This is a genomic window from Paraglaciecola sp. 25GB23A (genome assembly GCF_040012495.1).
In the GTDB taxonomy this organism is placed as follows: Bacteria; Pseudomonadota; Gammaproteobacteria; order Enterobacterales; family Alteromonadaceae; genus Paraglaciecola.
In genome coordinates this window covers 27,574-41,128 of record NZ_JBDYKM010000001.1, presented here as the reverse complement: position 1 = coordinate 41,128, position 13,555 = coordinate 27,574, and the positions used below count along the sequence as shown (strand labels likewise).

Genomic DNA, 13,555 nt, shown 5'->3' with positions numbered 1-13,555 from the left:
GTATGTGTCAAGTTCAGTCTGTTCGAGTTTGCGCTCATTGTACTAAGGGGGTAATTTGTGGTGCTTCGTATTTCAAATTATTTGTTAGGCCATAGGTAATTTTTTTGATTAATTTGCCTTGCTTGTTAACCACTAATAATAGAGTTGACTGAGCGGGTACCTCACCTGAAAGGGTTGCCGTTATGCCTGCATCTGTATTTATCAATAGTGAAGATGAACCATCAGTAACACTTCCGGCTAAATTTAATTGATAATCAAATGCCATAGCCTTTTCCTGATTGAGGATCATAATGGCAGTTGTTTCAGGGTTTTGCGTAACGATGGTCTTAACATACTTCTGATTATTGTTACTCGCTAAGAAGCTGCCGGTCATATAGGTACTCATCAACTGCATGTGGTAATAATTAGAACGTGGGAAAAATTCAGTAGGTAAGCCCAAGAAGCCAAAATCAGTGGCCACTTTGTCTACTTCACTAATACACCAAGGATCAATGGTGAATGCGCTGTACTCCATACCATAACCAAATATTTCGGCAAAAAATTGTCCCGCCAAAAATGAGGTATTACCATAGCCAGAGATTTCGCGGTCAGGGTTATGATAAGTGACATTGAACTCAGTTAAGCCCCAAAGTAAAGCGTCGTCACCTTGGCGTTTATACTTTTTATTAGCCTTAGCGATAAGATCTTTCAGAGTTTTTATTTCGCCCAGAATTTTTTGTGGTCCACTAAAGATAACGTCATCCCGAGAGAAGTCTTTGCCATTTGGATAGTTATGAAAGGTGACACCGTCAAATAGCCACCTTCCTTTGTGTTTTAGGCCAGTCACATCCATTTTTCCACCAATTAATTCGCCATAGGCTGGCATCATTAGCGATGATTCGTCATACATAAATAACGTCACATCAGGTGCGACATCTTTGATTATTGGCGCGATCCTTAACAAGAAACTATGCACTTCTTCTAAGGTGTTTTCATTGTGCAACATAGGTTCATTACCAATCGACCAATACTTCACCTTTTTACTATTGTCCTTGGTGTAATAACGGACCAATTCTCTTATTTGCAGCTCATTAAAAAAACGCGGAACCTGCAAGATAGGCTCAGCGCCTATACCTTTAATATTGTCGATCATAGCGTTTAATCTAGAACGTTCAGGGAACTGACGTTCGTAACCATTACCGCCAATACGAACCATCTTTACGCCACTTGCCTTTACTTCTGGCCAAAGGTCTTGCACATAACCTACGCGGCCTTCATCACCGGAAGCCAGCCAATGATTTTGTCCAAATAAATATGGGCTGATCTCTTGAGCAAAGGATGAACTGACACCGGTGGCATAAAAAGTTATGGCTAATAACAACGGTTGTAGTTGTAAATTGAGTTTCATTTTAGCTATTTCCCTTAGTTAACGAGTAGATTGATAATAAAAAATTGACTCAACACCGCCATTTTCAAGCGAAAATATACGATGAAGAGTCAAGGGGGACACACAACTGGTCTAGGGTAATTCTATACCTCTGGCGCCAACATACAGTGCATACCATTGCTCTCTGCTTAACTGTATAGTTTGGGCTTGGGCGCACAAACGAATTCTTTCAGGATTAGTGGTACCAATGACTGGTTGTATATTGCTGGGATGGCGCATCAACCAAGCCAATACGACAGCTTCTCGACTTACACCCAGCTCATCTGCCAGTTGGCTAACTAATTTTGCTGTATTCACAACACTGTCTGACGCCTGAGCCAAATCTTTTCCGCTAAACAGACCTTGACTTAAGCTGCCCCATGCTTGAATTTGAACATTATTAGTGCGGCAATATTCCAAGGTGCCTGCGCTAAAGTTGGTCACTGACTCTCCAGAACAACCCGAGGTCATGCCTTCTTCTAACCAGTTAAGGTGGCTGAGACTTAATTCAAGTTGATTAACCACCAGTGGCTGGGTCAACGCGCTTTGCAAATACCGCATTTGATGCTGCTGCATATTAGACACACCAAAATAGCGTACTTTGCCGCTGGTTTGCAGTTGATTAAACACCTCAGCAATCTCATCTGGCTCCATTAAGGCATCGGGACGATGCAACATCATTATATCCAAGGTGTCTATCTGCAAACGTTCCAGAGTCTGTTCAACAGATTGACTGATCCAAGCGCCTGAGAAGTCATAACGTTTGGGAGCAATGCCTTCTTCAAAGCGTATCCCACATTTCGATTGCAAAACCATAGACGAGCGTAATTCAGGACGTTCTTTTAACACTTTGCCAAAGACCTGCTCTGCTTTGCTACGCGCATATATGTCAGCATGATCGAATACCCTAATACCGGATTCTAAAGCAGCATCGATTACAGCATGTGTCTGTGCAATGTCAGCTTTATTAATGGGATTGTCATTCCAACCACCACCGAGGTTCATGCAACCAAAAACCAATGGGCTACTATTTTCTACGTATTCTGATAAGGGGTATTTCTTCATTAAATCCTCAATTCTTTGTCCATTTTCACAACAAAATTACACTAACTTAATAAAATAATAGGGGCGATATGACCTACCTATTTGCTTACTTTATTAGCTAAGCGAGAGCCTTTGGAGGCTGAAACTAAACCCATGATTAAAAGCAAAGCTAACATATACAGATTAACACTACCTCCACCAGATGAGGTATCAGGCTGAGAGGGCGTTGGTGTCGGTGTTGGAGCAGGTGTTGGAATAGGCGTTGGAATAGGTGTTGCGCCAACGGTACCTTCAAACTCAGTAAAACTGCCATCATCGTTTTTAACTTCAATCCAATCAATGTTGACCCCTGCCCCCAAAAAATCCAAATAGATTATTTCTTTACCTGCAACTAAAGGGGTCAATAACGTTATGGTTTGAAATGTTTGCCAGCCACCTGTATTCGGCACGGCAACTGTCTCAAGAGCATTACCCGTGCTGTCTTTTAATGCAAAACTAGCTGTATCCAAATTACTAGCAATCCGCATTTGAATAGCGTAGTTACCCGCTGTAGGCACATTAACATAATAGGCCGCAAAGTCGCCCGCATCGATATAACCAATATGTTGGCCACCACCAACATCATTTTCACCAATTTCAAGCCCCTCCATCTCACTAAAGTCTTCTGCTTCAATCAAGGCTGGCACATCGATCCGAGATGGTACAAGTACATCAAAATAGTTGCTGACAGACGCAGGTCCACAAGTTTCACCTATGCCACTATCGCTTACTACCAGCGCTATTTGAACTTGCCCAGCACTGAGAGGGCTTAATTTCAAGGTGCCGTTGGCCTCACATGAAATGTAATCAACTCCCTCTATAACCACGATATCAGGATCACTACTAGTGGCAGTGATGGTGACGTCTTGTGAACATGCATTACCATCACTTATTCCTGATAGCATAATATTTTGTAGCCCGTCACCCACTTCGATTGTTAGGGGCTCTAAATGGCTAATGGTTGGTTTATTGTTGCCACATAGTGACAGTAATTCGACGGTAGGTGCTTGATCATTATCAAAATTATTTTTTGAATAGGTGATTAAAGTAGAGGTTTCGTTGTCTAAGACAATAACTTGCGTTGTATAAGGACCGATACTTTCAGTCACTTCACCGATGCCCGAGGCATCAATATTGATTTTCAAATTATCACCTTCGATCGCGTTTGTATTAAAACGCAAGGTATAGTTGAAACTTGAGCCGCCACGATTCATGATCATGGCAGAATATCGTCCCTCTTTTACTGCACCGTAAGCGACGACATTATTGTCGCTGGTCATGCCATCCGCATAATGACCAGTAAAATACTGAGTGACAAACTTCATATGTTGATATGAAGCACGTCGGGTTCCATTGCCATCAATCATACTAAAATCTGTACCAGTGCGACTGCCGCTATTTTCATACATCGACCACGTTGCAATATAACGCGCTTCATATTTCATTGAATACCCAAGCATCTGACCAAACATCTGACCGTTGGCAAAGGTATGTACCGTTTCGCCTGACTTTGAATTGTATTCCCCTACCCCCCATGTCAAAGCATTATCGCCAGTCCGAGTATGTAAAGTATTGACAAAATCAATCTTGTTTTTTGCTTTTATCACGCGTTCCAACATATCTGCAGCACCCGCAACAGCAGGGTCGGCATTGTCAGCTTGAGGGTAACGGTGCCAAGATAAACCATCTATATAGTAATACGATTTGCCTGGCACCAGGCCTGTTATATCGTTGTCTCCGCCGAATAAATCGTCATAGGCTTCGTCATAAAAATCACTAAAGTCTGGGCCATAAATTTTGATGCTTGGATCGACCGTCTTCATGGCAGCTGCCATGGGCTTAAAGTAATCTTCAACAAAGTTGCCCATCGTACTCATACTGGGACGCTCGGCTTGCAACCATGGTTCATTGCCCACGTTCCAGTATTTAATCTTGCGATCGTGTGTAACGTTTAAAAATGTCACTAAGTCGGCGGCAGCGGCAACGCGATCATTGAGCGGAGTGGCATCGTTATATTGTGAAACCTGAATAATAGGCTCTGCCCCAGCGGCGATAATTTGATCAACCCATTGCAACATAATCCCATTTGAAGGCATTTTACGATCAAATGAGTTGCCACCTATGCGAATGACATGAGTGCCCATTTCCTTAGTTTGTTGCCAAACAGTGGCGTTAGGACCCACTCCAGTATTTTGATCGGCATACCACAAATTAGTCCCGACTAAATCTGGGCTAATTTCCTGAGCAACTGCGTTTAAACATAAGCTACCAGCGAGTAACAACGCAATATGTCGAGCGTTCGGTCGAAACAACTTTGAGGTAAAACTGTGCATAATAATGACTCCGTTTTAGAATTATCGAGAAGAATGAAGCGCATTTAATTCATCCATGAGAACCAGCTTCTTGACGACGTAATGGGCAATGGAGAGTGTTTGGGATAACTTGTGAACAAAAATCCACATAGCTAGGCATCCCATTGACTATATTGAGAATATATTGACGCAAACTACTCAAGGTAGATTGCAATTCTGTATCGCTGATATTTGACAAATAGTGACAGGGTAACTTTGGACTAATTCCCAATCCAAGCATCAAACTAAACCATTGTGATTCGGACACAATGTCATATTGCAAGGTAGGCAAACTACCCAATCGACCAAAACGCGCTACAAGATTTTTTGCAAGTGTGGTTTTCGCACCTCTCACCATAAAATGAGAAGAATGCAGGTCGATAAACGCTTCGGCTTCCGACAAGACTACTTGCCAAGCACGATTGTATATTCGGTTATGTATTGACCAATTGTTGTTAATAGGAAAATGATCAAGCAGTGTGATAATCGCTTGCTGCACAACGACTAATTCGGAAAAAACCAACTCGCCCAAATCCATAACGACTTTTCCGACCGCCAAATAGTTTTGCTGCATGGGTTGGGCTAATGCTTCGCCACTTAATGTCGCGACAGACAATCGCTCAATATCAGAAAAACCCTGCTCAGAAAGCCAACTTTCGACTTGTGATGCTGTCCACTGTGTTGATTCAAATACAGTATAAAAGTGCCATTTGTCTTTAGCCTGAGTTTGCCGTATCCAGCCCCATGGTGTGCTAACTAAATGTTGACAGCCAAATTGATGCTTAACTGGTGTATTTTGAACCCAACTCATAGTGATAATTGACGGTTGATTTGCCTCTATTGCGTCTACTACCTTTGGCGTTAAACGATCCCCTACTGAACAATCGATAAAAAAATCGCCCTTTACTATTTGACCGTTATCTAGGGTTAAATCAGAGATTGCGCCCGTTTCATGATAGGTAGGAGTAATACTTGCAGTTGCTATAATTTTGATACCAGCTTGTTGCGCTATTTGCTGTAGTAAGGCCCGATAAGCTTGTCGATTTAGCGTAACTGCATACTGTAAAGGCCCTTGTAAGTGTGTTTGCTTGGGGCCGGCAATAGCAAACTTTCCTGCGCTGACTGCTTGGGCTGCAAGACTCAAATGTTGCCATTGTAGTTCAGGCAATAGTTCATCTTTTAGTGCTCTGAGGATCCCTTGATTAAAGTAAGCGGCTCCCTCAACTAAGCCCATATTACCAAAAGGAACAAACCATGACCGTTGGTCTTTGTGATAACACATACCCAGACTAAACCCTTCAACACAATGACTAATAACCTGCTCAATCGGTAATTTAAGAATGTCACACAAGGCAGCAAACTCAGGACCACTTATAACAACATCACAGTCATTCGCCATGTCTGGCAATTGCACAACCGTAATGGTTTTGCTGTGGCGGGTTAAACCATGACCCAACAAAGCGGCCATCATAGATAAACTAACGCCATGTCCTATCACAACAACATTTGAAATCGCTGTGTACTCAGCCATATTTTACCTTTTCTTGCCCACAACCTTTCATTTCACTACTAAAAGGGTGTTGCATAATGCTTTGTCGATGATGGGGCACGTTTTGTGCGACTGATTTAAGCGAAGATAATAATGTATTGCTGTGCGTGATAAGCGCATCAGTCGGTATCGAATTTGCTCTGCTATCATGAAATTGCGGCAATTGCCCTTGACCTAACAAAACCGCATACCAGCTAGCCGGCAGAAACAAACCTTCTCGATACGCACTAACATTACCGGTACAATTAAATTCCTCTAATTGTTGTTGCAAAGATTCAGGTATAGCCATGTGCTGACAGTATTGCCAAAAAGGACTGTCGTTTCGACGCGTGGCTTTGTAATGCAAAATAATAAAATCGCGACAGCGCAGATATTCTGAATTTAACTTACGATTAAAATTATCTCGTTCGATGTGTCCAACAGGTTTACCGGGAAAACAGTCGATAAGCGTTTGGATTGCAATTTGTGCGAGGTATAGGCTAGTTGATTCAAGTGGTTCCAAAAAACCTGCTGAAAGACCAATTGCGACACAATTTTTATGCCAAGATACAGCGCGTTTACCTGGCGTAAAACGTAATTGCCTTGGTTCACTATTTACACTTTGTTCGATATTTGACAGGAGCGTATCTTGAGCATTCGTGTCTGACATATACTGTTGGCTATAAACGATGCCATTGCCAGTGCGATGTTGCAAAGGAATGCGCCATTGCCAGCCGCTTTGATGGGCCGCAGCTCTTGTGTAGGGCGGTTTGTCATCCATGCTTTCACTGGCAACTGCAATAGCACTATCACACAATAACCATTGTTGCCAATTCTCGTAAGCTACACCCAAAGTCTGCCCAAGTATTAAGGAACGAAAGCCAGAACAATCAATAAAAAAATCGCCATTTATTTGTTGGCCTGATTCGAGTTGCAAGCCAGCAATATCACCACTCGGATGTTGTAACACTTTTTGTACTTTACCTTCGACTCTGGTGACGCCACGCTGTTGAGAAAAACCACTTAAAAATGCCGCATAAAGCGTCGCATCAAGGTGATAAGCGTAAGCAAAAGAGCTTGATAATTTATTAGGCTCGGCCGTTGGACGCGCAAATTTATTGTTGCGAGCAAGCATTACTGCCAAGGAATAATGATCAAATGGGGTGCTGGATTGCTGATTAAGGCTTAGCCAATAATGGTGAAAATCAATACCATTTATTGGCTCGCCACTTTGCCCAAATGGATGAAAATAGCTTGAGTTTTGGTTTCCCCAACCAGGAAACTCTATAGCTAACTTAAAAGTGGCACCGGTAGCTCGAATAAAGTCGTCTTCGTCAATCCCCAAGGACTGATTAAACTGACGAATATGGGGCAAGGTAGCTTCCCCCACTCCGATAGTACCAATCTCGTCTGATTCAATCAAACAAACTGAAAACTGCGTCGGTTTCAGAAAATGACTTAAAGCCGCTGCAGCCATCCAGCCTGCGGTGCCACCGCCTAATATGACTATTTTATAGTGTTCAGACACATGATTCTCAAACAAATTAATAAGATGACCAATGATCCACAAGTCCCCTAATAAAAGCGCCTAAACAAGCGCGTTTTCATTAGAGGGTTTGTTTTACTTAGAAGTTACCTCTAACCACCAAGGCAACACGACGATCTGAGGTAAACCAAGAGCGACCAGCTTCAGTCCCCTCATTATCGAGAACCATAATCGTTTTGGTATCGGTTTTAGTTAGATTAGTGCCTTGTATCCCAACGGTCACACTGTCATTTATATTATAAAATACAGAGCCGTCTAATTGACCATAATCATCATAGAATAAGGGCACTTTGCTGATAACATCGCGTGTAGTTAACAAGTATTTTGAACGCCAGTTATAAGCTAAACGCGCACTCCAATCGTCTTTTTCATACATGGCAATAAAGTTTGCGGTATGTTTTGATTGACCTTGCAAAGGTAAAGTACCCAAGTCAACACGAAGACCGGGATCTTCACCAGAGCCTGCCCAAGACTCATCTTCATAATCAATCTGGTTGTTTGGTACTCCTCCCGCCTCAACCAAGGTATAGGTAGCTTGCACCCCAAAACCATTAAATGGCTCAGGCAGCATATCAAAGAATTGTTGATAGGCGACTTCTAAACCATCAACTGTGGCAGTGCCACCGTTAACAGTTGTAGTAACCAAAGAAGTTTGAGTAATACCGCTGCTTGGATTGGTAATAGCAATAGGTGTTGCACCTTGGACCCAGAAATCCTTTAGATTTTTATGGAACAGCGTGGCGCTTAATTGCCCCACATCAGCAAAATACCATTCAAGCGAAACATCATACTGAACTGCAGTAATTGGTTTTAGGTATGGATTACCACCACCGCCTGTAAAAGCAGTGACATAGGCAGACTGAATTAAGTTGTCTTCAGGAGCAACATCTTCACCAGCATCATTTCCCAATGGACGCACAGACTCAACTGATTCAACACCTAAACTTAGGTTATTACGTACATCGCCCATATCAGGTAAAGCGACGGCTTTAGAAATACCAAAACGCGCAATTAACTCATCTGTTACTTCAACCTTTACATTTAAGCTAGGTAAAAACATTTTATACTGCGATGATGCGATAGATTGCTCAGTTTGGTTGTTACCGTAACTTCTCACAGTGTCCGACAAATAGTTATTAGCGCCAGTTGTCCATTGATTTGACGGATCACGCAACGCTGTGGAGATATCAGGGAAAGTGCCATCGGCCACTTGTTGATTCACGTATGCCAAAACAGCATCTGGAGTCAGGGGTAAACTTACTCCTTCAGGAGCAGCAAAGTTAGGTACCAAATTTGGAAACTGAACCGCACCAAGTGCATCACGATCTAAAATCACATAACGAAATCCAACGTTACCGCTATAACGAACATCGTCGTTACCTTCGAAGTTTAGGCGTAAATATAATGCTTTATTCTTTTCAGTCGTTGTAAACACTTCACTGGGTAAGAAAAGACCGTATTCATTGTCAAATTCATAAGGTGACCTTTCGTTAGGGCTGCCTCCAGTACTTGGGTCACGTCTTTGTCCCATCGGGAACCATTCACCAGCTCCTGATTTAAACGGAATAGCACCTGTACCTAAAAACGAACGAACATATTCCTCGGTTGGGTGGATAGTTGAGCCACCAGGAATATCAGCGATATCACCACCACGATAGAAGTCAGACCAATCTACTTGATGGTAGTTATTTTCATAACCTGGGATTTCTGGCAACCAACCTGCGCGTGCAGAGCCACTAAATTCAGGTGCAGTCGATCCCCAGTTATACGCTGAGTTTCTGACTGTTTGTTCACGTTTAGCATAGCGCACACCAAATTGCATATCGGTAACTATACCGCCATCTTCTAAGTAGTATTGGAAGTCCAGTCGCGCTGCGGTTGAGTCGCCATCAGAACGCTCATAATGATCCATGATTGAGCGAGAAAAATACGAATTGGGATCTTGGAAGTAGTTTGAATCACCGGCAGGGTCATCACTAAAGCCAGGATAAATGTCAAAGGCATCACTAGGATGTGTTGCATAAGCATCTGGGTTAGCATCTCGACCACCATTCCAAGGATCAATAAATCCTACGGTAGGGATAGAACCAGTCAAATCAAACGCTTGAATCGTCCAAGCACCGTTCATCAATACAATGTCATCATCGCTGGTTTCAGCTTTAACGTGTTGTACATCACCGGTTACTGTCAACGAATCAGTCGCTTTGTAGCGTAAATTAAGCGAAAAATCTTCAACCAAATTACGGTTAGTTCTGGCGCGGCTTTCAAAAGTATGCAGTGAACCAAACTGTGAAGTGGCATTGTCACCCCAACCACGCGACACATGATCTACGTTTGGATCGCTGGTACGCCATCCATCAACACCTTGGGTAATAATGCCTGACTCAAATAAGCCTTGTTCATCAAAACTAAATTCAGTGCCGCTTAGTGGACGGCTTCTACCGTCTGATGGACTTCGGAACCCACCGTTATATTTAATAGCATTTTCATGCCAAGATAATGTGGCATCAGAACGAATGTACTGAAAAGTAGCAAGCAATGTTTCATCAACGTTCTCAAATTGTAGAGCAGTTGAGAAACCTTTTCGTTGGCGGTCATTGTCCATGGTTCTGATATTTGATGCTTGTGGTATATAAACTGTACCTAAGCCATCAAGGCCAACAAAGTCATCCGCGCCAGCGATGTTCGAAGCCAAATAGGGAACAAAAGTATCAGCTTGAATACCATGTGAAGTGCCGTATAACTGCGAACGTGCGACATTAAATAAAACACCAAATTTTCCTGTGTCGGTATCAAATGAATCGCTGTAAAGTGCAGAAAAAGTAGGACTGCCCTTTTCAGCTAAATCGCCGTATGAATAATCAGCGGTAAAAGCGAGTATACGTTTATCTGAATCAAATGGTCTACGAGTACGTAAACTAACAGTTCCACCAATACCACCCTCAATCATGTCGGCCGTTTGGTTTTTATACACATCAACACCACCCATTAACTCAGGCGAAACGTCTTGAAAAGACAAACCTCGCCCTGAGTTAGCGGTAAACGAATCACGTCCGTTAAATTCACTTCGGGTTTGCGTTAAGCCACGAATTATTGCGCCTGAACCTTCAACACTGAAATGGTCAGGATCATCAGGGCCAGCAAAACGCTCAACAGAAACGCCCGGAAGTCGCTGAATAGCTTCTAGTACGCTTCGGTCAGGTAATGCACCAATATCTTCGGCAGTAATACCATCAACAAAGGTCGCAGCATCACGTTTTAAGGCTTGAGCGCTCAGTAAATTCGCTCGCATCCCCTTAACGTTAATAACTTCAACCTCTTCTTCTTGCGCAGGTTCACCTGATTCTTGTGCAAACGATGAATGAGTCAAGCTCATTACAGCAATGGCGATAAGTGATTTGTTAAAACCCGTAAAAGACCTGCATTTTTTGTTTGCTGCTGCAACTCTAGACATTTAGTAACTCCGATTTTTAGTAGCTGAAATATGCTTTTTATAAATAGAGGAGCGAGAAGCAGTTGCATAACGGTAGCAGGCAAGGGGCTTCAAACACATCTTTTAGTCATTTTGACTATTACTAATCTATAACAATCAAGCCCTCTTATGCAACATAAAATTAACTTTATAGGTAAGGTGGTAATGCCAATTTATTTTATTAACTGGAAGATTCAATAAAGATAGTAAACTGAAGATTGACAAATCAATACGATATTTTTAAAAAAACTACTAATAATCAATATCTTAATTCTTTTTATTAGTAATAATAAATAATCTAAAATATTTTTGATGAGATGAATTATGAAGAAAAAATAATTATTTTATTTTATTAGCAAACCCACCTTACCAATGACAGTTTTGAACATACAAAAACGTAATTGCATAAAATAACGATTTATTATGGGCTTTAGGGATAAAAAGGTCGGTAAATGATCACGATACAGGAGCAGTGACATGTCCCAAATTTACATAACTGATTCGTTATGCCTTGAGTTTCGAGGCTTAAAATTCAAAACTGAATCCTTTCTGACACAATTGTTGATAGACGCCTAAATCAAATCGATATAAATTTGCCGCTCGATGATTCACATCTCGCTGTTTTTCATGACAATCAACTATCAAGTTCATTTTCTTAAACTTACGTCTGAAATTGGGTTTATCCAACTTTGTGTCCAAAATGACTTCATAAAGCTCTTGCAGTTGCAGCAAGGTAAATTTTTCTGGTAACAAGTTGAACCCTATTGGCTCATGGCGAATTTTATATTGCAGGTGTTCTAATGCACAATTTAAAATCTCATAGTGATCGTAGATGAGTTCTTTAATTTTGCGGGCTTCCATCCATTGTAATTCAGCCACACGACCACTAGGTAAAAAATGATATAACTCGGGTTTTACTAAAGCGTAATACCCTATGGTAACAACCCGCTTCAAAGAATAACGATCTGTTCTGCCAAAAGCTCTAAATTGCTCCAGAAACAATTCTTCAATCCCGGTAATATACTTAAGGTTTCTCTTTGCTGCGGTATCAAGATCTTCACTGGTTTTAACCCAACCACCCAGCAAACCCCATTTCCCTTGCGCCATACCCTCTTTAAATTTTGCCACCAAAACCATTAAACGCCCATTTTCAATCCCGAGCACAATATTATCAATCGACAAATTGGGTAAACAGTCTTCTGGTGGATTTGATAGCTTGACTTCATCAACACTCTGCAAACTATTGACACTCATTTTATCTGCCATACTGAACCCTTACTTTGTAAACTAACAATTAATTTTTGCTCGGATTAAGAACACAAAACATACCTCTGATTTGCCAAACTTAACGATAATTCAAACAGCTACGAATAAAAATCAATCCGATAGCCCAAGATACCGTCTTTATCTTCCCAAAGGATAGTTACTAACATCCACATGATTAAACAAAAGAACCTACCCTTGAAATTCGGCTAAATTAAACCTCAATGTCATCACAACATCAACTCACTGCAAAATAGAAAACGACTCATGGGTAGTCATCACTTAAGGCTCGTTTGATATTTTATTTGCCTAGAGCAAAAAAACTAACCTAAATGCGGAAGAAAATGAAGCCCACACTAGGTGGGCATGATAAATTGGAGTAAAATTATTTAGTTAGGCTGAAGATTTTGCAACACATCTACCACAGCATAACTATCTTCATTCACCTGCATACCTTTGCCCATTCTGACTTCCAAAATACTTTGCACTTCCGTGCGTTCTCTATTGTTGGCTAGCTCAAGGCCCATTTCATCGATGGGTTGATGACGCTCTGTACAGGTTAACAAGCCGCATTCTCTTGTGCTTGCCTGACTGCGCATAAAACTTATGCTGGCATCGGGCTGCACTTGTTTTCGATCAACAAAGGTCTCTCGACTGGTTACTACAAACCAGTCAAATCCCTGTTGCTGAGTTAACTGTGCAGAGCGAAACAAGGCATGATTAGTCACGCTCAATACATCCTCACGATTACTGGTGTATTGCACCCGATATCTGTCATCAGATACTTTTATGTCACTGTAACCGTTGCCACCATTTTTAGCTGCACGATATTGCGGGCCATTGGCACAACCAGCTAGGACGATGCTTAAGATCAAAACTACGCTTAAAACGTTCATGTTTTTCATGT

Annotated in this window: 8 protein-coding genes; all 8 read right to left on the bottom strand. The window is 41.7% G+C overall.

The features are described from left to right. Window positions 1-34: 34 nt before the first annotated feature. Entirely contained in the window at window positions 35-1,387 is a 1,353-nt protein-coding gene (locus ABKW31_RS00170) for a hypothetical protein (protein WP_348614087.1), read from the bottom strand. 111 nt (window positions 1,388-1,498) lie between these two features. After that, the gene (locus tag ABKW31_RS00165; protein ID WP_348614086.1) at window positions 1,499-2,470 is read right to left on the bottom strand and encodes an aldo/keto reductase; all 972 of its coding nucleotides are present in this window, start codon (window positions 2,468-2,470) and stop codon (window positions 1,499-1,501) included. Window positions 2,471-2,547: 77 nt separating this feature from the next. Further along, complete coding sequence (locus ABKW31_RS00160) at window positions 2,548-4,821, bottom strand: carbohydrate-binding protein (RefSeq protein ID WP_348614085.1); 2,274 nt, start codon at window positions 4,819-4,821, stop codon at window positions 2,548-2,550. Window positions 4,822-4,870: 49 nt separating this feature from the next. Next, a complete protein-coding gene (locus ABKW31_RS00155) occupies window positions 4,871-6,370 on the bottom strand; it encodes a tryptophan 7-halogenase (protein WP_348614083.1) in 1,500 nt (499 codons plus the stop codon). After that, window positions 6,363-7,895 carry a tryptophan halogenase family protein gene (locus tag ABKW31_RS00150; RefSeq protein WP_348614082.1) on the bottom strand — a complete coding sequence of 511 codons (1,533 nt, stop codon included), beginning with the start codon at window positions 7,893-7,895 and terminating at the stop codon, window positions 6,363-6,365. The genes ABKW31_RS00155 and ABKW31_RS00150 overlap by 8 nt, the downstream gene beginning before the upstream one ends. 97 nt (window positions 7,896-7,992) lie before the next feature. After that, entirely contained in the window at window positions 7,993-11,367 is a 3,375-nt protein-coding gene (locus tag ABKW31_RS00145) for a TonB-dependent receptor (protein ID WP_348614081.1), read from the bottom strand. A 543-nt stretch (window positions 11,368-11,910) separates the two neighbouring features. Further along, the gene (locus ABKW31_RS00140; RefSeq protein WP_348614080.1) at window positions 11,911-12,651 is read right to left on the bottom strand and encodes an NUDIX domain-containing protein; all 741 of its coding nucleotides are present in this window, start codon (window positions 12,649-12,651) and stop codon (window positions 11,911-11,913) included. A gap of 386 nt (window positions 12,652-13,037) precedes the next feature. Next, window positions 13,038-13,553, bottom strand: a complete 516-nt coding sequence (locus ABKW31_RS00135; RefSeq protein ID WP_348614079.1) for a hypothetical protein — start codon at window positions 13,551-13,553, stop codon at window positions 13,038-13,040. Between the last annotated feature and the right edge of the window lie 2 nt (window positions 13,554-13,555).

Excerpts from the sequence above, each read along its gene's own strand:
- ABKW31_RS00170 (WP_348614087.1), bottom strand. The coding sequence starts at position 1,387 with ATGAAACTCAATTTACAACTACAACCGTTGTTATTAGCCATAACTTTT.
- ABKW31_RS00165 (WP_348614086.1), bottom strand. The coding sequence starts at position 2,470 with ATGAAGAAATACCCCTTATCAGAATACGTAGAAAATAGTAGCCCATTG.
- ABKW31_RS00160 (WP_348614085.1), bottom strand. The coding sequence starts at position 4,821 with ATGCACAGTTTTACCTCAAAGTTGTTTCGACCGAACGCTCGACATATT.
- ABKW31_RS00155 (WP_348614083.1), bottom strand. The coding sequence starts at position 6,370 with ATGGCTGAGTACACAGCGATTTCAAATGTTGTTGTGATAGGACATGGC.
- ABKW31_RS00145 (WP_348614081.1), bottom strand. The coding sequence starts at position 11,367 with ATGTCTAGAGTTGCAGCAGCAAACAAAAAATGCAGGTCTTTTACGGGT.
- ABKW31_RS00140 (WP_348614080.1), bottom strand. The coding sequence starts at position 12,651 with ATGGCAGATAAAATGAGTGTCAATAGTTTGCAGAGTGTTGATGAAGTC.
- ABKW31_RS00135 (WP_348614079.1), bottom strand. The coding sequence starts at position 13,553 with ATGAAAAACATGAACGTTTTAAGCGTAGTTTTGATCTTAAGCATCGTC.